The 20,323-nt window shown below is 71.8% G+C and carries 12 protein-coding genes and 1 pseudogene; 4 read left to right on the top strand and 9 right to left on the bottom strand.

The features are described 5' to 3' along the window. Positions 1–7 precede the first annotated feature (7 nt). The 3 genes from JF597_RS34855 to JF597_RS34845 form a co-directional block, all read right to left on the bottom strand. Positions 8–1,615 (bottom strand): serine/threonine-protein kinase, encoded by a 1,608-nt coding sequence (locus JF597_RS34855; protein ID WP_294004627.1) that lies wholly within the window; start codon positions 1,613–1,615, stop codon positions 8–10. 43 nt (positions 1,616–1,658) lie between these two features. Then, positions 1,659–3,176, bottom strand: a complete 1,518-nt coding sequence (locus tag JF597_RS34850; protein WP_294004756.1) for a hypothetical protein — start codon at positions 3,174–3,176, stop codon at positions 1,659–1,661. Positions 3,177–3,413: 237 nt separating this feature from the next. After that, a complete protein-coding gene (locus JF597_RS34845; RefSeq protein WP_294004624.1) occupies positions 3,414–5,855 on the bottom strand; it encodes a SpoIIE family protein phosphatase in 2,442 nt (813 codons plus the stop codon). 274 nt (positions 5,856–6,129) lie between these two features. On the opposite strand from JF597_RS34845, the gene JF597_RS34840 reads away from it, so the two are divergent. Next, a complete protein-coding gene (locus tag JF597_RS34840) occupies positions 6,130–8,214 on the top strand; it encodes a SpoIIE family protein phosphatase (RefSeq protein WP_294004621.1) in 2,085 nt (694 codons plus the stop codon). A gap of 122 nt (positions 8,215–8,336) precedes the next feature. Here the strand turns inward: JF597_RS34840 and JF597_RS34835 are convergent, their stop codons facing one another. From JF597_RS34835 to JF597_RS34825, 3 genes and pseudogenes are all read right to left on the bottom strand, one after another. After that, entirely contained in the window at positions 8,337–9,998 is a 1,662-nt protein-coding gene (locus JF597_RS34835; protein WP_294004618.1) for a hypothetical protein, read from the bottom strand. A 111-nt stretch (positions 9,999–10,109) separates the two neighbouring features. Then, positions 10,110–10,796 (bottom strand): annotated as a pseudogene (locus tag JF597_RS34830) (polysaccharide deacetylase family protein); the annotation flags it as partial. Continuing rightward, positions 10,796–11,464, bottom strand: coding sequence for a glycoside hydrolase family 11 protein (locus JF597_RS34825; RefSeq protein ID WP_294004615.1), 669 nt, complete (start codon positions 11,462–11,464; stop codon positions 10,796–10,798). The pseudogene JF597_RS34830 and the gene JF597_RS34825, both read right to left, overlap by 1 nt. A 347-nt stretch (positions 11,465–11,811) precedes the next feature. Here JF597_RS34825 and JF597_RS34820 point away from each other — a divergent pair, with 347 nt between their 5' ends. Further along, positions 11,812–12,996 carry a PP2C family protein-serine/threonine phosphatase gene (locus JF597_RS34820; protein WP_294004612.1) on the top strand — a complete coding sequence of 395 codons (1,185 nt, stop codon included), beginning with the start codon at positions 11,812–11,814 and terminating at the stop codon, positions 12,994–12,996. Positions 12,997–13,032: 36 nt separating this feature from the next. Here JF597_RS34820 and JF597_RS34815 read toward each other — a convergent pair whose 3' ends face one another. Both JF597_RS34815 and JF597_RS34810 read right to left on the bottom strand, forming a co-directional pair. Then, entirely contained in the window at positions 13,033–14,562 is a 1,530-nt protein-coding gene (locus tag JF597_RS34815; protein WP_294004609.1) for an aldehyde dehydrogenase family protein, read from the bottom strand. A 26-nt stretch (positions 14,563–14,588) separates the two neighbouring features. After that, a complete protein-coding gene (locus JF597_RS34810) occupies positions 14,589–15,986 on the bottom strand; it encodes a VOC family protein (RefSeq protein ID WP_294004606.1) in 1,398 nt (465 codons plus the stop codon). A 281-nt stretch (positions 15,987–16,267) separates the two neighbouring features. Between JF597_RS34810 and JF597_RS34805 the strand changes: the two genes are divergently transcribed. Together JF597_RS34805 and JF597_RS34800 are read left to right on the top strand one after the other, a co-directional pair. Continuing rightward, entirely contained in the window at positions 16,268–18,445 is a 2,178-nt protein-coding gene (locus JF597_RS34805) for an MMPL family transporter (RefSeq protein ID WP_294004603.1), read from the top strand. A 223-nt stretch (positions 18,446–18,668) separates the two neighbouring features. After that, positions 18,669–19,013 (top strand): ANTAR domain-containing protein, encoded by a 345-nt coding sequence (locus JF597_RS34800; protein ID WP_294004600.1) that lies wholly within the window; start codon positions 18,669–18,671, stop codon positions 19,011–19,013. Between the two features lie 118 nt (positions 19,014–19,131). Here JF597_RS34800 and JF597_RS34795 read toward each other — a convergent pair whose 3' ends face one another. Next, positions 19,132–20,283, bottom strand: a complete 1,152-nt coding sequence (locus tag JF597_RS34795; protein ID WP_294004597.1) for a glutathione-independent formaldehyde dehydrogenase — start codon at positions 20,281–20,283, stop codon at positions 19,132–19,134. Between the last annotated feature and the right edge of the window lie 40 nt (positions 20,284–20,323).

Below are 20,323 nucleotides of genomic sequence, written 5' to 3'. Positions count from 1 at the left end.
GAGCGTCTCAGCCGTCGTACGGCATCACCTTGACCACCTTGCCCTGGCTGTCCGTCTGGAAGTATCCGGTCTGGCTGTACTTGTTGCTGAGGTAGACGGACATCCCGGCGGGGTCGCCGAAGGCGTTGCCCGGCAGGACGACGACCAGGTAGCGGCTGGTCGGATCGGGCACCTTGAGCTGCTTTCGGGCCTGGGCCAGCAGCGAGGGGACCTTGTCCCAGGCGAAGTCGTCGAGGCGGACGGGCCTCTCGTCGCCGCTCAGGCTGCTCGAGATGATGTCCTTCTGCACCCCCTGGCCGGGGCGGTAGGTGTACGTGTCGTACGCGGTGTCGCTGCCCTTCACCATCATGTAGGCGACGACGTACTCGGGGTACACCGTGAGCTTGCCGAAGCGGTCCCGGCCGGTCTGCTTCTCGAAGGCCGCGACCGCGGTGCGGATGCCCTGCGGGGTCAGCAGGTCGGTGCCGGCGGTCTGCCGCGCGGCCGAGGGTGCGGCGGTGTCCGGGGCCGAGGGCGACGTCTTGGCGTACGCGGTACCGGAGTCCGTGGACCCGGAGGCGTGGCTGCCCGCGTCCGGCGGCAGCGTCCACGTGAGCGCGCCTGCCACGGCCACCGCGGCCAGGGGCAGCAGGAGCAGTGCCCGGCGGCGGCGCGGGACGGGCCCGGGGGACATGGGCGCCGTGGTCCCCGGCCGTACGTCCTGCGGCTCGGCGTCCCGCGGTGGCGCGGCCGGAGGTTGCAGCGGGAAGGAGGTGGGGGACCCGGTCTGCCGGGCGGCGCGGGCCAGCATCCGTTCCAGTGCGGCGGCGTCGGGGCGGGCCGCCGGGTCGCGGACGAGAACGCGGGTGAGGACGTCCGTGAGGGGACCGGCCTGCACCGGCGGCGGGACGTCCTCGGCGAGGACCGCGGCGAGCGTGGCGAGGGTCGTCCCCCGGCGCAGCGGATGGTGGCCCTCGACGGCGACGTACAGCATCATCGCGAGCGACCACAGGTCCGCGGCCGGCCCGCCGTCCTTGCCGGAGACGCGTTCGGGTGCCATGTAGTCGGGCGTGCCGATGACCGAACCGGTGGCGGTGAGAGCGGTCGACCCGCGGACGGCGGCGATGCCGAAGTCGGTGAGGACGGGGCGGCCGTCGGGGCGCAGCAGGACGTTGGCCGGTTTCACGTCGCGGTGTTCGATGCCGGCCTCGTGGGCGGCGCGCAGCGCGGCCAGCACCTCGCGGCCGATGCGCGCGGCCTCGACCGGGTTCATCGGGCCGGCGGCGAGGCGGTCGGCCAGCGAGCCGCCGGTCACGAGTTCCATGACGATCCACGGGTAGGTACCCGGGCCGCCGTCGACGATGTGATGGATCGTCACCACGCCCGGGTGGTCGACCCGGGCCAGCGCACGGGCCTCCCGCAGCACCCGTTCGCGCAGCAGCCGCGCGGCCTCCGGGTCCCACTCGGCGAGCCCGGGGTCGGCCGGCCGCACCTCCTTCACGGCCACGCTGCGCCGCAGCACCAGGTCGGTGGCCCGCCACACCGTGCCCATGCCGCCGCCACCGAGCCGTGCCGCCAGCTCGAACCGCCCGTCGACGACCCGTCTCGCGGGGTCGTCCCTGCCCTCGACGTTCATGCGCGGGAGCTTAGTTGGCCGCTCGGACAGCCTCGCACCGCGCTCAGTAGGTGGACCCCAGCGTCTGCGTCGTGTACGCGCACTCCGTGTAGATGTAGCCGTAGCGCAGCTTGGCGGTGTCGGAGCCCGGGGTGGCGGTGCTGTCGTTCTTCGGCTGGTGCACGAAGTACGTGGTGCCGGGCGGCAGACTGATCGTGCGCTGCGGGTAGTTCTTGCCGCTGTCGCTGCACGGCTGCCAGCCGCTGATGAGGGAGCTGGCGAACGAGTAGGCCTTGCAACTGCCACACGCCTTCAGGGTGAAGCTGCCGGTGACAGGGCCCGTGTACAGGACGGTGATGTCGTCAGGGCTGTCGTTCTTGACGGTGACGGAGATGCCGCCGCCGGAGGCGGTGGTGGGCAGCTTCTTGCCGGCGGCCGGAAGGGTCTGGGCGACCTCGGCACCGATGACGATCTTGCGGGCGCGGTCGCGTTTGCCGTCGTGCGGGTTGTCGGTGACGAACTGCTGCATGGTCTGCTGCGCCTGCTCGTAGTCACCGTCCCGGTACTGCTTGACGCCGCACTGGTACTCCCCCGCGTTCCCGCTGCGGTCGGCCCGGCCGGCGACCTTGACGAGGCCGTCGGCCTCGGCGCCCGACCCGTTCGACAGCTGGATGATCTGCGTGTTCAGCGTGTCCAACTGCTTGACGGCGCCGCAGGGATCCTTCCCGGAGACCGCCTTCGCCGCCGTCTTCTCCGCGGCGTCCACGGCGGGTACGACCTTGGCGGCCTGGCCGGAGCCGGGAAAGGTGCTCAGCAGGGAGCCGAACCGGGTGACCCAGTCGGCTCCGCCGTCGGCGAGGCCCTTCGCCCCGCACTCGTACAGGGAGGTGGCCAGCCGGTCGTCGGGCCAGTGGGCGAGGGTGCCGAGCAGGTCCTTCGGCATGGAGTCGGGCACCGTCCGCAGGTATGCGAGCGGTTCGACGGCCGAGCAGTAGTCGCGGTGGCTGTAGGCCGCCGCGACCGTCGTGTAGTAGGTCTTCAGGCGGTCGGGGACCTGGGCGGCGGCCCGCGAGCCGGAGTGGTGGACGGCGAGGTCGCGGTAGACGGCCAGGGCGTCCCGGTAACCCGCCTTGGCGGTGCCGAAATCCTGTCCGGAGGCCGCGCTGACCTGCCGGTCGGCGCGGTCGAGACGGTCGAGGAGGGCGCGTTCGACGGCTTCCTTGTGCGCACCGTCGTACCAGAGCGCGCCGCCCACCGGAACGGCGAGCAGGACGACGCCCAGCACGAGCGCGACGGGACGCTGTCCCGGCCACACCAGGCGGGTGCGCAGGCCGGCGAACCAGCCGTGGACGGCGGCCGCCAGCAGGATAACGGCGTACAGGACGAGGGCGGTTCCGGGTACGCCGTCGGCGTCCGCCGGCAGGGCCACGAGCAGCAGGACGACGGTGGCCGCCAGGCATGCGGCCGCCGGGATCCATCTTCGCAGGAGCAGGTAGCCGAGGCCGAGGCCGCTCAGGTTGAGCAGGGCGACGGCGGTGGCGCGCAGGGCGTCCGGCGGAGCGGGCGGCGGAGCCGACGGCATGGGCGGCACGAAGGGGCCCCGATTCGGGAAGACGGGCCCCGGAAAGCCTTGGTTCGGACGGCCGTCGTTCGGGATGCCGTGGTTCGGCGGTCCCTGGTTCGGCAGTTCCTGGTACGGACCGTACGCGTCCCCGGACATGGCGGCTCCCCCAATTGCTGCCGAATGCCTATGAATTGACAGTGTACGGCCATACGTGCGAATTCGACAGAGTGCGAAGGCGGTCCGGATGCGCCCCCGTCACACCCCCGGGATCTCCTGCTCGGCCCAGATGATCTTGCCTTCTCCGGTGTACCGGGCGCCCCAGCGGTGGGCGAGCTGGGCCACCAGGAAGAGGCCGCGGCCGCCCTCGTCGGTGCTGCGGGCGTGCCGCAGCCGGGGGGCGGTACTGCTGGCGTCGGCAACCTCGCAGGTCAGCCGGTCGTCACGCAACAGCCTCAGCCGGATGGGCGGTTCGGCGTAGCGGATGGCGTTGGTGACCAGTTCGCTGACGATGAGCTCGGTGGTCGTCGCCAGTTCGCCGTAGCCCCAGGCGACCACCTGGCGGACCGCCTCGGCGCGGACGTCGGCGACGGCGGCGGGGTCGACGGGCACGTCCCAGGAGACGACGTGGCCGGGACCAAGGGCGTGGGTGCGGGCCAGCAGCAGGGCGATGTCGTCGGGCTGGGGAACGGGGACGAGTTGCTGCACGGTCGACGTGCACAGCGTGTCGAGATCCGTACCGGGGCCGGCCAGGGCACCGCGCAGGCGGGCCATGCCCCGTTCGACGTCCTGGTCGGCGCCTTCGATGAGACCGTCGGTGTAGAGGCCGAACAGGCTGCCCTCGGCGAGTTCGATCTCGGTGGCCTCGAAGGCCATGCCGCCGAGCCCGAGCGGCGGTCCGGCGGGGATCTCGGGGAAGTGGACGTGCCCGTCGGGTGAGACGACGACCGGTGGCGGGTGTCCCGCGCGGGCCATCGCGCAGCGCCGGGTCACCGGGTCGTAGACGGCGTACAGGCAGGTCGCCCCGACGAACGTGTCCGCGCTGCCGTCCAACGCCGCGCCCGCGTTCTCCTCGTCCCCCAGCCGCAGCACGAGGTCGTCGAGGTGGGCGAGGAGTTCGTCCGGGGGCATGTCCATGTCGGCGAGGGTCTGCACGGCGGTGCGCAGCCGGCCCATGCTCGCCGCCGCGGTGAGGCCGTGCCCGACCACGTCGCCGACGACCAGCCCGACCCGGGCGCCGGACAGCGGGATCACGTCGAACCAGTCGCCGCCGACGCCGTCCGTCGCGTCGGCCGGCAGGTAGGAGGAGGCCACGTCCAGGGCCGTGCCGCCGGCCAGGGCCTGGGGCAGCAGGCTGCGCTGGAGGGTGACGGCCGCCATGTGCTCCCTGGTGTAGCGGCGGGCGTTGTCGACGCAGACGGCGGCGCGCGCGACCAGTTCCTGGGCGAGCAGGACGTCGTCGGACCGGAAGGAGAGCGGGTTGAGCGAGCGGGCGAAGGTGGCGAGGCCCAGGACGGTGTTGCGCGCCCGCATCGGGACCGAGATCAGGGTGTGCAGGCCGAACTCCCGGATGCGGGCGGTCCGCGCGGGCTGTTCGGTGATCCACAGGCGGTCGTCCGGGTCGAGTTCGGGGATGAGCACCGGCTCACCGGTCATGAGCAGGTCGAAGCCGTGCGGCGGCGGCAGGAAGTCGACCTGGTCGCCGATCCGTGCCACGGCCTCGGGACTGCCCTCGCGGACCGACCTCAGCGCGGCGCGCCGCATCACCGCCCGGGCGGGGGCCGGGCCCGCGTCGGGCAGCCAGGTGCCGGGTCCCTCCGTGCTGAGGACGGGCTCCAGGAGGTCGACGATGACGAAGTCGGCGAAGCGCGGGACGGCGAAGTCGGCGAGTTCCTGGGCGGTGCGCAGCACGTCGAGGGTGGTGCCGATCCGGGTGCCGGCCTCGTTGACCATCGACAGCAGCTGCCGGGCGTTCCAGCGTTCGGTCACGTCGGAGACCATGTAGCAGACGCCGGTCACCGAGTCGTCGGGGGCGACGAGCGGGAAGAACGACGTCGAGTAGGCACGCTGGCGGTGCGGATCCGACCAGCTCCAGCCGAGGTACTCGTAGTCGGTGACCGGCTCCCGGGTCGCCAGCACCTTGCGCATCAGGCCCTCGATGGTGGTCCCCTGCAGACCGGGCAGCAGTTCGCTCAGCCGGCGGCCCAGGCGCTGCTCACGGGGGACACCGCCGAACTGCTCCAGGGTGTCGTTCAGCCAGACGTACCGCAGCTCCAGGTCCATCACGGCCATGCCGATCGGCGACCGGGTGAGGAACCCGTCGAGGACGGACTGGCCCACCGTCCACTGCGGGCGCTGCTCCCGCGCCGAGACCAGGAAGCACTCGGCGCCGTCGATCCGGAAGGACGCGGAGACCCGCAGGTCCACGACCACACTGCGGCCGTCGACGTGCCGTACCGGGACGAGGCCGCTCCAACCCATACCCGAGCGGCAGCGCTCGGCGACGGCGGCGGCACGGGCCGGGTCGAGGCGCATGGCGAGCAGCCGCGCGGCGGGGCCGCCCAGCACCGCCGCGGCCGGATGGCCGAGCAGGGCCTCGGCGCCACGGGTCCAGCCGATCACGTCACCCTCTGCCGACAGCACCGCCGCAGCGTCGCTGGAGGCGTCCAGGAGGTCGTGCGGCCCCACGGTGGTCGACATGTCGACATCTTCTCGCGGAGAATCCATTGGCTACATCCTGTACGTACCCGCATGTTCCTGCTTGTCCACTGTTCCCTCTTGTCCGCCTTCCTGCTGGTGCGCCCCTCGCCGACGGCCCCGGGCGGCCGCCGCACGGGACGGCTGGACGCGGCGCGTGAGACCGGGCGCGGGCCGGGGTACCCGGCCTCCAGTTGGGGCGAGCCACGAGCCGGGGGCAGCATGGAAGGGCCGTAGCAGCGGCATCGGCCCGGCGGCCGGTGGAGGTGGTTGAGGGATGGCTGTGGGTTCGCTGCGGTCCGGTGACGCCGATGGCTCCGGCGGTGCGGAGTACGGCACCGGCGGACCGCGTCCGACCGGCCTGCTGGACGTGCTCAGCGTGGCCGCGGTGGCGCTGGACTCGCAGGGCCGGATCGTGTTCTGGACCCCGCAGGCCGAGGAACTCTTCGGCTACACCTCCGAGGAGGCTCTCCGCAAGAACGCGGCACGGCTGCTCGTCCAGCCGGAGCATCTGAAGGCCGCGGTGAAGGTCTTCATGGACGTGCTGGAGACCGGGCACAGCTGGGCCGGCGCCTTCCCGGTCCGGCACAAGGACGGCAGCAGCCGCCTGATGGAGTTCCGCACCATGCGGCTGCTGGACGACCTCGGCGACGTCTACGCCCTGGGCATCGTCGCCGACCACGTCCTGCTCCAGCGGCTGGAGACCGACCTGGCGCTGTGCGAGCGGCTGATCAGCCAGTCCCCGATCGGGCTGGCCCTGCTCGACCCCGATCTGCGCTACCTCCTGGTGAACCCGGCCCTGGAACGGATCGACGGCGTGCCCGCCGAGGAGCACATCGGCCGCCATCTGCGGGAGACGCTGCCGCTGCCCGACATCGACACCGTGGAGTCGGCGCTGCGCCAAGTGCTCACCACGGGCACGCCGCTGCTCGACCAGTACCACGTGGGCCGTCCGCCGGCGGATCCCCAGCAGGAGCACGCCTGGTCGCTGTCGTTCTACCGGCTCGAGGACCATGGTGGCCGGGTCCTGGGCGCCGCGATCTCGGTGGTGGACGTGACCGAACGGCATCGCGCCGCCGCCGAGGCCGACCGGGCCCGGCGCCGCCTCGCCCTGATCGCCGACGCCTCGGCCCGGGTGGGCACCTCGCTGGAGGTGGAGCGCACGGCGCACGAGCTGGCCGAGATCGCCACCCCGGTACTCGCGGACGTGGTCGCGGTGGACGTGCTGGACGCGGCGCTGGCCCTGCGCCGCTCACGCCGCCCCGACAACGGCCCGGAGCTGTTCCGGGCCCTCGCCCTGGAGGCCGCCCATCCCACGGTCGCCCTGCGGGCCGCCGACACGCCCGGCGACCTCGCCTCCTATGACGGCGACCGGCTGGTCACGCTGTGCGTGCACACCGCCCGCCCGGTGCTGGTCCCGCGGGTCGGCAAACAGGACCTGCCGCGCATCGCCCGCAACCCGGAGGCCGGAGCGCTGCTGGAGGAGGCGGGCGTGCACTCGTACCTGGCGGTGCCGCTGATCGCGCACGGCGAGGTGCTCGGCGCCCTGGACCTCAAGCGGACCCGCAATCCGCTCCCCTTCGACGAGGACGACGTCGTCCTCGCCACCGAACTGGCCGGGCGGGCGGCCGTGGCCATCGACAACGCCCGCTGGTTCCAGAGCGTGCGCAACACCGCCCTCACCCTCCAGCGCAGCCTGCTGCCGGACCACCCGCCCGAGCACACCGGCCTGGAACTTGCCTCCCGCTACGAACCCGCGCAGGCCACGAGCGAGGTGGGCGGCGACTGGTACGACGTGATCCCGCTGTCGCAGGACAGGACCGCGCTGGTCGTCGGCGACGTGATGGGCAACGGCATCGACGCGGCCGCCACCATGGGCCGGCTGCGCACCGCCACCTGCGCCTACGCGGACCTGGAGCTGCCCCCGGACGCGGTGCTCCGGCACCTCGACCGGATCACCTGCGATCTGGAGCACTACATCGTCACCTGCCTGTACGCGGTGTACGACCCGCACACCAGGAGCTGCGAGATCGCCAACGCGGGCCACATGCCGCCCGCGCTGGTGCACTCCAACCGGCCGCCGACCCTCCTGGAGCTGCCGGCGGCCGCGCCGCTCGGCGTCGGCGGCATCGCCTTCGAGACGACGACCGTCCACTTCGACCCTGGTGACCTGCTGGTCCTGTACACCGACGGCCTGGTCGAGACCCGCCGCCACCCCATCGACGACCGCCTCGACGTCCTCCTCGGCTTCCTCGACGAGCCCCACCGCCCGCTGGAGGAGACCTGCGACCTCCTCCTCCACGGCCTACGCCACCCCGACGACCACGACGACGTCGCCCTACTGGTGGCACGGGCCCTTTGAAAACGCCCGGCAGGACAGCGCCCCCTCAGGGGCGCTGGGGGTCTCCCCGGCCGAAGGCCGGGGGAGGAACTGCGCGACCAGCCACGACGGCGCCGCGGACACACAACAACGCGTCGCACCGCTTACGACGCCCCGCAGCACTCCGCCCGACAGAAGCACGACGCCCTGATCGGCACGTCCGCGTAAGCGACCACCAGCTTCAGCTGCCGGCCCACGATCCGCGCCTCACCCTCCCGGCCGAGCCGCCGGAGGCACTCGTGGAGGCCGTGCAGCGCCCACACGTTGCCCGGGTGCTGCAACGGCCGGGGCAGGGTGTCGTCCAGGCCGAGGTCGGCGCGGTAGACCGCCTCGGCCTCGGCGATCCGGCCGCGTTCGAGGAGCAGGGCACCGTAGGCGTGCCTGGTGGGCTGCATCCAGCCCCACGGTTCGTCGTACGGGAGGTTGTCGTCCAGGTCCACCGAGCGGCGCAGCTCGGCGAAGGCCGTGTCGAAGTCACCTTTACGGTATGCGAGTTCGCCGTTGAGCATGGCGGAGGCGATCGCCAGGATGTCGACACAGGTGTTGTTGAACAGCATGCGGGTCTCCGGGACGGCGGCGACCGCGGCCCGGAAGCGGGCCCGGTCGGTCTCGGCCTCGGCGATCCGGCCGGTGGCCGCGTGTGCGACACCGCGCGCGTAGTGCAGCATCGCGGTGGTCACGCAGTACAGCGCGGGGTCGGTGGGCAGCGGCAGGCGCAGGATGTCGTCCCAGCGGCCGAAGCGGATCAGGACGTGCCCCCGCATCGCCAGGAATCCCTCCAGCCAGTCGGCCATCGGCGGGCTCTGCACTCGCAGCAGCTCCTCCGGTACGGCGGCTTCGAGCCGTTCGGCCGTGGCGAGGGCGTCCTGGAGGCGGCCCAGGAACATCGCGCCGTAGATCCCGAAGTGCAGGTTGTGGCAGCGGTAGAGGGTGTAGAAGTTCATCGCGCCGGCGCGGGCGTGGTACTTCTCGTCGGCGGCGACGGCCGCGGCGTTGTCGGAGACGACGCGCCGGTAGTCGCCGCAGAGGACTTCCAGGTGCGAGGGCATGTGCCGGAGGTGCCCGGCGTCGGGCACGAGGTCGCGCAGCCGGTCGGCGACCGGCAGGGCGGTCTCGGGCGTGGGCGACATCTCCATGAGGTGGATGTAGAGGTGCAGCAGGCCGGGGTGGCCGGTGCCGGTCCCGGTCCCGAGGGCCCGCTCCAGCACGGCCTTCGCCTCCTCCGTGCGGGCCCCGTCGGCCGGCCGGCCGCTGCGGATGTCCCAGAGCTGCCAGGGGGTGAGGTTCATCAGGGCGTCCGCGTAGAGGGTGGCGACGTCGAGGTCGTCGGGCGCCAGTTCGTAGGCGGTGCGCAGGCTGTCGGCGTAGGCGGTGTTCCACACCGAGCAGGCGGCCGCTTCCGGGGCCGCGGCCTGCGGGTAGCGGGCGCGCAGCGCCTCGATCAGGGCGCGTTCGACGGGGGTCGCGTGCGCGGCCTTGGCGTGGGCGCGTTCCACGGCGGCGTGCGTCCGCTCCACGGTCTGCGCGAGGTCCTTTGGATCGAAGAACTCCCAGGGTTTGTTGTAGTTGGGGCCGAGGGCGTAGGCGATGCCCCAGTCCGCCATGGCGCAGCCCGGATCCGCGGCGCCGGCCGCCTCGAAACAGCGGACGGCCTCCTCGTGGTTGAAGGCGTAGGTCCAGTTCAGCCCCCGGTCGAACCAGGTCTGTGCTGCGGCGGACGAAGTCGTCACGCGCCGGCCGTGACGGCCCAGGTCGTAGTAGTCCACGGTGGCGAACCTACCGACGCGAGGCGGGCCGGCGATCCCCGTTCATCCGAAGTCATGAGGGTGGCGCGGCGGTTGACGGGCCGCCGCGCCACTCGTGCCGCCGTTCTCTCAGGGCGCGACCGCGCGGCCCGTCTGCGGGGAGATCCGCCCCGGGCACAGTCCCTTGGCCGCGAGGGTCTGTGCGATGCGCGGGACCGCGGCCAGGGTGTTGGCCGGCCACTCGTGCATGAGGATGATCTGGCCGCCGGTGAGCCGGGAGACGGCCTGCACGATCGCGTCGGTGCTCGCACCGTTCCAGTCCTGGGAGTCGACGTCCCAGATGATCTCGGTGAGCCCGTACTTGGCCTCGACCGCCCGCACGGTGGCGTTGGTCTCGCCGTACGGCGGCCGGAACAGGACCGGTGTCCCGCCGCCGGCGGCCGCGATGGCCGACTGGGTGCGGGAGATCTCCGAGTCGATCTGCGCCTGGGTCTCCTGGGTCAGGTGCGGGTGGGTGTAGCTGTGGTCGCCGACCCACATGCCCGCGCTGACCTGGGCCTTGACCTGGGCCGGGTAGGCGGCCGCGTACTGGCCCTCGTTGAACATGGTGGCCCGCAGCCCGTTCGCCCTCAGGGCGCTGAGCAGTCCCGGGGTGTGGGCGGTGGACGGCCCGTCGTCGAAGGTGAGGCCGACGTAGCCGGCGCAGGTGGCGGAGTGGGCCGGGGCGGCGCCGGCGGCGAGGGTGCCCGCGGCGGCCAGTGCGACGGCGGCGGCGGTCGCGGCCAGGGGGCGTAACGAGCGTTTTGCTGCGGTACCCATCACGCCACCGTGATGTTCGAGCTGCCGCTGCTCTGGTAGCCCTCGGTCGCGAGGATCTGGTAGTAGCTGAAGCTGCCGAGGGGCATGCCGGCCCTGGCCCAGGCGTCGAAGTGGTTGCCGGTGGTGATGGTGCCGCCGGTCCGCTTGGACTGGCGGACGCTCCAGTACTGGTTGAAGGTCTTGGTGCCTTCGACGGACGGGGCGTTGTACCGCGTCGTCAGGTAGATGTCGTAGGTGCCGCCGTCGCTGGTGACGCTGCCCTTGTACGTCCCGGTGGGCCGGTAGGTGCCCCAGTTGTCGACGATGTAGTACTCGACGAGCGGGTTCGAGGTCCAGCCGTAGAGGGACAGGTAGCCGTTGCCGGAGGGGCTGAAGCTGCCGGAGTAGGTCACGTTGCGGCGGGCGCCGGTGCTCCAGCCCTTGCCGCAGACGAAGTTCCCGGTGTTCCGCCAGCCGGTGCTGTAGTTGCCGCCGGAGCCGAGGGTCATGGAGACCGTGCCCTGCGCGTCGGTCCAGAACGAGTAGTAGTAGCCGTTGCTGGTGCCGGTCTGGTTCGTGGTGACGACGGTGGCGGCCCGGGCGGTGCCGGGCAGGGCCAGTCCGGCGGCGGCGCCCAGCAGCAGGGCGCCGGCACTCCTGCGGCTCAGGGCGTGGTCGAGCGGGTTCATGGGATGCCTCCTCTTGTGGCCTGTGCGGGTGTGACCTGGTGGGAGTTTTGGTCTGCCCATGTCACCTGTCAACAGTTTCGGTGATTATTTCGAAACCTTCGGTTCGCTCGGCTTTCCATTTTCCCAGTTCGGACGTTCGCCAGGCGGGCCGGAGATCGCGGTATCCGAAGGCAGCCGGAGATAAGATCCATTGACGGTACCCGAAATCCCGAATGTTTCGACGCTTGGCTCGAATGCTGCTGTTGCGGGCACCGGAACATGCCGCTGGGTGGAGCAATCACCGGCGTGCCGGGGGGCGGCCCGGGAGGCTGGACGTCTTGTCTAGATTCGTATGCCAGGAGTCCCGGGTGAGGCACGACGGTCCCAACCCACCACTGCCCGCGCCCCCCGCATGGATGCGCTGGCTACCGGTCCTGTACGTCGCCGTCGTCCTGCTGCTCGAACCGCTCACCCCGGTGGAGTGGCCGGTGAGTTTCGTACTGATCGCCCTGCCCCTGGTGACCGCCTTCGCGCACCCGCCCGTCGTGGTCGCCGTCGCCACCGTCTTCGGCATCGGCCTCGAACTTCTACTGGCCGGAACCCAGTGCTGTGCCGGGCGCACCGTCGGCTACCTCTCGGAGCGGCACTACGTGGCCGCCTACGCGTGCACGGCCCTGGTGGGTGCCCTGGGCGCGATCCTGGCCGCACACCGGATCCGCCGGGAACGCACCCTGGCCGACGTCCGGTTCGTGGCCGAGATCGCACAGCGCGTCCTGCTCAGACCGGTTCCGCACCGGATCGGGAACCTGCTGCTGGAGAGCTTCTACCTGTCCGCCGCCGCGGAGGCGCGCATCGGCGGCGACCTCTTCGAGGCGGTCCCCACGGCGTACGGGGTGCGGCTGCTCATCGGGGACGTGCGCGGCAAGGGGCTGCTCGCGGTGGAGACCGCGGCGGCGATGCTGGGCGCCTTCCGGGAGGCCGCGCACGACGAACCCGACCTGCTCGCCCTGATGGAGCGGGTGGACACCAGCATGACCCGCCGGGCCGACCGGCTGGGCGGGACCGAACTCGGCGAGCGGTTCGTCACCGCGATCTTCGCCGAGATCCCCGGGGACGAGAGGATCGTACGCCTGCTCAACTGCGGCCATCCGCCGCCGCTGCTCATCCGCCCCGGCGGGGTGAACGAACTGGACCGGGGGCAGCCGGGCCCGCCGCTGAACCTCGGCATGCTCGTGCGGGACCCCTACCGCGTCGAGACCTACCCCTTCGGCCCCGGCGACCAGCTGCTCCTGTACACGGACGGGGTCACGGAGACCCGGGACCCCGCCGGCGACTTCTACCCGCTGCTCCAGCGACTGCGTTCGTGGGGTCCGATGCCGCCCCCCGAACTGCTGGAACGGCTCCATCAGGACCTGCTGGACCACAGCCACGACCAGTTGCAGGACGACACGGCAGCGCTCACCGCCTTCCTGCTGCCCGAGGGAGCGGTCGAGGAAGCCGACGGCGGCCGGGAGGGCACCGTCGCCGGGGAGTTCGGCGAGCCACTGCCGTGACACGGGGGTCCTGACCCCGGACCGGCGGCTGAGTGGTCAGAGGAAGCTGACGCCCTGGGCCAGAGTGAGTTCGCCGGAGTAGTTGACCTTGTTGGTCGCGGAACGCATGTACGCCTTCCAGGCGTCGGAGCCGGACTCCCGGCCGCCGCCGGTGTCCTTCTCACCGCCGAAGGCGCCGCCGATCTCGGCCCCGGAGGTGCCGATGTTGACGTTGGCGATGCCGCAGTCGGAGCCGGCGGCGGAGAGGAAGAACTCGGCCTCCCGCTGGTCGCGGGTGAAGATGCTGGAGGACAGGCCCTGCGGGACGTCGTTGTGGAGCGCGATCGCCTCGTCGAGGGTGTCGTAGGCGAGGACGTACAGGATGGGTGCGAAGGTCTCCTCCCGGACGACGCCGGTCTGTTCGCCGACACGGACCAGGACCGGTTCGGTGTAGGCGGCCGCGGGTGCCGCCTCGGCCAGGCGCCGGTTGCCGCCGGCCAGCAGCTTGCCGCCGTCGGCCCGGACACGGCTGAGGGCGTGCTGCATGCGGTCGAGGGCGCCGGTGGTGATGAGCGGGCCGACCAGGGTCGCGGCGTCGAACGGGTTGCCGACGGGGAGCCTGCCGTAGACGGTGGCCAGGCGCTCGGCGAGGGTGTCGGCGATGTCGCGGTGGACGAGGAGCCGGCGCAGTGTGGTGCAGCGCTGCCCCGCCGTGCCGGCCGCGGCGAAGACGATGCTCTGCACGGCGAGGTCGAGGTCGGCGGAAGGGGCGACGATCGCGGCGTTGTTGCCGCCGAGCTCCAGCAGGCTGCGGCCGAAGCGGGCGGCGACGCGCGGGCCGACCTCGCGGCCCATGCGGGTGGAGCCGGTGGCGCTGACGAGAGCCACCCGGGGGTCGTCGACGAGCTGCGCGCCGATCGCGCGGTCGCCGAGCAGCAGGCGGTGCACGTCGCGCGGGGCGCCGGTCTCCTCGGCGGCGCGGGCGAGCAGGTGGTGGCAGGCCAGGGCGGTCAGCGGGGTGAGTTCCGAGGGCTTCCAGACCACGGTGTCGCCGCAGACCAGGGCGATGGCGGTGTTCCAGGACCAGACGGCGACGGGGAAGTTGAAGGCGGAGACGACGCCGACCACGCCGAGCGGGTGCCAGGTCTCGGCGAGACGGTGGCCGGGGCGTTCGGAGGCGATGGTACGGCCGTACAGCTGGCGGGACAGGCCGACCGCGAAGTCGCAGATGTCGATCATCTCCTGGACCTCGCCGAGCGCCTCGGAGCGGATCTTGCCCGCCTCCACGGTGACCAGATCGGCCAGGTCCTCCTTGTGCTCGCGCAGCAGTTCGCCGAGGCGCCGGACCAGGTCACCGCGGCGCGGGGCGGGGGTGGTGCGCCAGGTCAGGAAGGCGGCACGGGCGGCCGACAGGGCCTCTTCGACGTCCGAGGCGGTGGCTGCCCGCAGTCCGAAGAGGTGTTCGCCGGTGACGGGTGTGCGGGCCGGGAAGTCGTCGCCCTCGGCGGCCTTGGCACCGATGTTCCGCAGGCAGGCCCGGGCGCGGGCGCGCAGTTCGTCCGTGGTGGGCAGCGCGGTGCTGGTCATCCTGGTCCTCCGGGGGGTGTGCGGGGTCAGCGGATGGGCTCGGCGAGGCCGAGGGTCCGGGCGGCCTGGGCGAGGGAGCGGTTCTGCTGCTGCCCGTAGAGGGCGAAGGGGTCGAGAACGTCGCGGCCGATGGCGCCGGAGAGCCAGTCGGCGTCGTAGGCGGTGCCCTGCCGGTCGTCGTCGCGGGTGCCCTCGCCGCTGAGGTTGGACTGGAAGATCCCGGCGGCGGAGCGGGGCAGGAAGTCCTCGTAGACGACGGGTTCGGCGCGCACCCAGCCCTGCCGCACCAGTTCGGCGATCCCGGTGGGCGGCGTGCGGCCGTCGTGCGGCCGGTCGTCGGCGACCCGGTAGGTGAAGAACGCCAGCCCCTGGGCCGCCAGCTCCGCCTCGCTGCCGGGCAGGTGCCGCTCCCACACGGCGCGCGCGATGTCGGCGCGCGCCGACGCGGGGTGGCCGGCCGCCTGTTCGTCGACGCGGTCGAGGAGTTCGTCGTACCGGGCGCGCCCCGTCCGGGTGAGGGCGATGCCGCGGGCCTCGACCTCGCCGAAGCGCACCCGCAGGGCGCCGCTGACGACGCTGCCGTCCTCGGTGCGCATCGCGCGCGGCTCGGCCAGGGCGCGGAAGGAGGTCTGGCGGAGCAGGACGTCGGGGCCCTTCCAGGCCGGCGGGCCCTGGATGGTGTCGATCATCTCGATGCCGCGGTCGGTCATCCGGCGGTACAGCTCGTCGATGTCCAGGACGCGCGGGGTGAGGTGGTTGATGTGGGTGCTGCGGACGCCGCCGATGTCGGCGGCGACGGCGGAGACCTGCTCCAGGGTGCGGTACCAGGCGCGGTCCACCGGTTCGGCCGACAACTCGAAGGCCCGCACGGCCAGTCCGAGGAAGCGTTCGGCGTCGTCCGCCGGCAGTCCACGGTCGGCCGCCGCGCGGTCGGCCAGCGTGAGCAGCTCCGGCGTGAAGAGTTCGCGGGCGGCGAGGAAGGTCTCCAGCCGGACGCGCAGCTCCGCGTCGAAGAAGCGGGGGTCGTCGGGGGTGAGCAGGGAGGTGAACACCCGGAAGGGGTTGCGGGCGAGTTCCTCGGCGTCGACCGGCCGGAAGGCGGTGGAGACGACGGGGACGGCGCCGACCGCGGCGTCCCGCAGGTCGTAGAAGCCGACCGGGTGCATGCCGAGGGCGCCGAAGACGCGGGCGACCTGGTGCAGTTCGCGCGGGGTGCCGACGCGGATGGCGCCGTGCCGCTCGGCGGTGACCCTGCCGATGGATCCGAGGCGTTCGGCGTCGGCGCCGCGGGCGCGCAGCACGTCCTCGTTGACCTCGCGGGAGACGTCCACCAGCGTGGTGTAGGCGGGCACCTCCCGCCCGTACATCTCCGACAGCCGCGCCGCGAACGCGGCCCGCAGCCGCCATTGACCGATCGTCGGCATCGTGGGGTCCTCCGGTCGGCGACGGGGCGGCGATCACGTCTTCGATGGTCGCCGACCGGGCCGCCGCCGTACAGATGACGGGGCCGCCCGCGGGCGCGGGGAAAAGCGCCGCCACACGCGGAGCGGAAAACCCATTGGACCGATCTTCCCAGCGGGTCCCTAACATATGGCGTCAAGACAACCAAGCGACCGGCTCGTCGGATGCGTGCCGGTCGGGGTCGCCGATGCCAGGGTCCGCTCCCCGGGCTGCGGTGATCTTCCTACCCAGGAGGACCTTCCGCATGTTCCGACGAATCGGCAGTGCCGTCGTCCGACATCCAGTCTGGACGATCGTGGCATGGCTGATCGCGGCGGTGGCGATCGTAGCCACCGCCCCGAGCCTGCCCTCGAACAGCGACGAGAGCAGCTTCCTGCCCAAGAGTTACGAGTCCATCAAAGCGGCCGATCTCCAGGCGAAGGCGTTCCCCAGCGCCTTCACCCCGTCCGCGATCGCGCTGTACCAGCGCACCGACGGCGGCAAGCTCACCGCCGACGACAAGAAGGACGTCGCCCGGTTCGCCACCGAACTGGGCGGCAAGCACATCGACCAGGTCCAGAAGGTCGTCCCCGGCCAGCCGTCGAAGGACGGCAGGTACGACCTGATCCTGGTGCAGATGGACAGCAAGAAGGCCGGCCAGCCCGTACAGGCCGACGCGGCCAAGGTGTTGCGCGACGACGTCAAGCAACTGGCCCAGGGCACGCACCTGGAGGTCAAGCTGGGCGGTTCGGCCGCGCAGGCCCTCGACCAGCAGGACTCGTCCAAGCGCGGTCAGGCGCTGATCGGCATCGGCACCTTCGTGATCATCCTGGTGACCCTACTGATCATCTTCCGGGCGCCGATCCTGGCGTTCCTGCCCCTGGTGGTGATCGGCGTGGTGTCCGCCATCGCCAACGGGCTGATCGCGTACGCCACCAAGCTGTTCGACCTGCAGGCCAACAGTTCCGTGTCGTCGATCCTGATCGTCGTGCTGTTCGGCGTGGGCACGGACTACTTCCTGTTCCTGATGTTCCGGTACCGCGAACGCCTGCGCGCGGGGGACGAACCCAAGGAGGCCATGGTCAACGCGGTCGGCCGGGTCGGTGAGGCGATCGCCTCGGCGGCCGGCGCGGTCATCATCGCCTTCCTCGCGCTGGTCCTCTCCACGCTGGGCTTCCTGAAGCAGATGGGCCCGGCGCTGGCCATCGCGGTCTCCGTCACCCTGATCGCGGGGCTGACGCTGATCCCGGCCGTGGTCTCGCTCATCGGCCCGAAGGTGTTCTGGCCGTCCAAGTCCTGGCAGCAGGAGCCGGCGAACGCCCGTTTCGCGGCCCTGGGCCGTGGTGTTCAGCGCCGTCCGGGGCTGACCGCGGTGGTCTCCGGCCTGGTCCTGGTCGTGCTGTCGCTGGGCACGCTGGGCTACCACGCCACGTTCGACCTGGCGTCGGGCTCGATGCCCAAGACCAAGGAGTCCATGGTCGTCCAGGACCAGATGCAGAAGGCGTACTCGGCCGGTGCCGCCGCGCCCACCGACGTCTATCTCTCCAGCACCGACGGCAAGCCGCTGGACGCGTCCTCCTTCGATGCGTACGCGCGGAAGCTGGGGGCCGTGGACGGTGTCGCGAGCGCCCGGATGGTCCAGGTGAACAAGGCCGGCACCACGGCGGACTTCACGGTCACCCTCAAGTACGAGGCGTCCACGGACAAGGCCATAGACGCCGTGGGCCGGGTGCGGGACGTCGCGCACGCCGGTGCGCCCGAGGGGACCGAGGCGCTCGTCGGCGGCATGTCCTCGATCTACAAGGACATCGACGCCGCGGTCAACCACGACTACCGGACGGTGTTCCCCGTCGCAGCTCTGCTGATCATGGTGATCCTGGGGCTCCTGCTGCGCAGTGTGGTCGCCCCCTGGTACCTGATCGCCTCCGTCGGGCTCGGCTTCGGCTCGACACTCGGCGCCACGGTGTGGATCTTCCAGGACGCGCAGAACAAGCCGGGCCTGATGTTCATGCTCCCGGTGATCATGTATCTCTTCGTGGTGGCCATCGGCACGGACTACAACATCCTCATGATCGCCCGGCTCCGTGAGGAGGCCCGCGAGGGCCGGGAGCCGCGCGAGGCGGCCGGCATGGCGCTGCGGCACGCAGGGCCGACGGTGGCCGCGGCGGGCTTCATCCTGGCGGCGACCTTCGCCACGATGATGCTGGCCGGCAACGCGCTGCTCACGGAGATGGGTTTCGCGGTCTCCTTCGGCATCGCGGTGGCCGCGTTCGTCATGGCGATGTTCTTCACCCCGAGCCTCACGGCGCTGATCGGCCACGCGGCCTGGTGGCCCGGCCACGCCGACCGGGCGGAACCGGCCGCGGTCACGGGCACGGGCGACGGCGATGCCACGCCGGCGGCCGGCGAGGACCGGAACGCCCCCGCGGGGCGCCGCGGCTGAGCACTCAGCGGGACGTGCCGCGAGCTGCCGACCCGCGGCACGGTCGTGGCTGGTCGCGCCCCGCCCCGCCCCGGGGCGGGGCGGGGCGGGGCGGGGCGGGGGAAGGCCGGACTTCGGCCGACTTCGCCGGACCTGCTGGGCGGCGCGATTCCGGTCGCGTACGGGTGGGGTCCGGGGGAAGCTGTAACGCTGCCCCTGGTTCCCACCCCCCGGACGAGGCGACATGGCGTTCTTCGCGATCTCCCGCACGGAGCCCCTGCGGTTGCTGTCGGCCACCGAGCTGGCCGCCGAGTACGAACGGCTCACGGCCGAGACCGCCCAGCTCCAGCAGGCCGTCACCTCTCATGCCGTAATCGACCAGGCCATCGGCGTCGTCGTCGCGTACGGCCGGATCCCTCCTGAGGAGGCCTGGAGGGTCCTGCGCGACCTCTCCCAGCGCACCAACACCAAGCTGCGCACCCTCGCCGGACTCCTCCTGAGGTACGCGCAGGGCGAGGCCGTCCCGGACTTCGACCCGGCCGAGTTACGGCGGACGATCGACCGGTACCCGGTCTCCGTCCGGCACTGATTCACGTGACGACATGATCACGTGACGATCGTGAAAGATGCAGCGGCGAAGACCGCGGTGGTGCGCCGGCGGACCGGGAAAGTGATCCCCGGCCCGCCGCGCCGTGTCGTCGCCGTCGCTACGCCGCGAGAGCGTGCCCGGGGTGCAGGACGACCTTGGTGTAGCCCTCGATCCGCTGGTCGAACTTCTCGTAGGCGCCGGGGGCGTCCTCGAGCGGCAGTTCGTGGGAGACCACGAAGCTGGGCTTGGCCCGCTCCGCGATGATCATGTCACGCAACTGGCGGTTGTACTGCTTGACGTTGCACTGGCCGGTGCCCATCTGCTGCCCCTTCTCGAACATCCTGCCGATGGACACCAGGAGCTGGCCATGCTTGGCGTGCTCGTCGGGACCGCCCGGGTCGGAGGGGACGTACAGGCCCGGTACGCCGAGCATGCCGGTCGGCCGTACCGTCTCGACGAGGGAGTTCAGGACGACGGCTGGTTCCTCGTGGCTCGCGTCGTGCGCCTGGGCCTGGTAGCCGACCGCGTCGACGCCCTTGTCCGTGCCCTCGCCTCCCGTCTGTTCCTTGATCTGTTCGGCCGGGTCGCCCTGGGTGAAGTCGATCGGTATCGCTCCGATCTGCTCGGCCTTGGCGAGCCGCTCCGGCACGCGGTCGACCGAGAACACCTTGGCCGCACCCCGCAGCAGGGCGGAGTACGCGGCCATCAGCCCGACCGGGCCTGCTCCGAAGACGGCGACGCTCTCACCCGGGGCGACCCGGGCCAGCTCACAGCCGTGATAGCCGGTCGGGAAGATGTCCGCGAGCAGCACGAAGTCGGTCTCGAACTCGTTGCCCGGCGGCAGCTTCAGGCAGTTGAAGTCGGCGAACGGCACCCGTAGCAGCTCCGCCTGGCCGCCCTTGTAGGGGCCCATGGCCACATAGCCGTAGGCTCCGCCGGCGAAGCCCGGATTCACCGTGAGGCAGAAGCCGGTCTTGCCGGCCAGACAGTTCTTGCAGAAGCCGCAGGCGACGTTGAAGGGCATGACCACCCGGTCGCCCTCGGACAGCGAGGTCACGCCGGAGCCGGTCTCCTCGACGATGCCGAGGTTCTCGTGTCCGAAGACGATGCCCGCCTCGGCGGCCGTACGCCCCTCATACATGTGCAGGTCGGACCCGCAGATGGCCGTCGATGTGACCCGTACCAGCACGTCGTTCGGGTGCTGGATCCGTGGATCTTCGACATCCCTGACCGTGACACTGAAGGGCTTCTCGTAGACGACGGCTTTCACCAGGCTCACCTCCGCGTCGAGCGCCGGGTCACGGCGGACC

It is taken from the genome of Streptomyces sp. (assembly GCF_019510245.1).
In the GTDB taxonomy this organism is placed as follows: Bacteria; Actinomycetota; Actinomycetes; order Streptomycetales; family Streptomycetaceae; genus Streptomyces.
The sequence above is the reverse complement of the archived record's forward strand: the minus strand, read 5'-3'. Positions and strand labels throughout refer to the sequence as shown.

Bases quoted from the DNA above. Each gene is read 5' to 3' on its own strand.
- JF597_RS34855 (WP_294004627.1), bottom strand. From the start codon at position 1,615: ATGAACGTCGAGGGCAGGGACGACCCCGCGAGACGGGTCGTCGACGGG.
- JF597_RS34850 (WP_294004756.1), bottom strand. From the start codon at position 3,176: ATGCCGTCGGCTCCGCCGCCCGCTCCGCCGGACGCCCTGCGCGCCACC.
- JF597_RS34845 (WP_294004624.1), bottom strand. From the start codon at position 5,855: ATGTCGACCACCGTGGGGCCGCACGACCTCCTGGACGCCTCCAGCGAC.
- JF597_RS34840 (WP_294004621.1), top strand. From the start codon at position 6,130: ATGGCTGTGGGTTCGCTGCGGTCCGGTGACGCCGATGGCTCCGGCGGT.
- JF597_RS34825 (WP_294004615.1), bottom strand. From the start codon at position 11,464: ATGAACCCGCTCGACCACGCCCTGAGCCGCAGGAGTGCCGGCGCCCTG.
- JF597_RS34815 (WP_294004609.1), bottom strand. From the start codon at position 14,562: ATGACCAGCACCGCGCTGCCCACCACGGACGAACTGCGCGCCCGCGCC.
- JF597_RS34810 (WP_294004606.1), bottom strand. From the start codon at position 15,986: ATGCCGACGATCGGTCAATGGCGGCTGCGGGCCGCGTTCGCGGCGCGG.
- JF597_RS34805 (WP_294004603.1), top strand. From the start codon at position 16,268: ATGTTCCGACGAATCGGCAGTGCCGTCGTCCGACATCCAGTCTGGACG.
- JF597_RS34800 (WP_294004600.1), top strand. From the start codon at position 18,669: ATGGCGTTCTTCGCGATCTCCCGCACGGAGCCCCTGCGGTTGCTGTCG.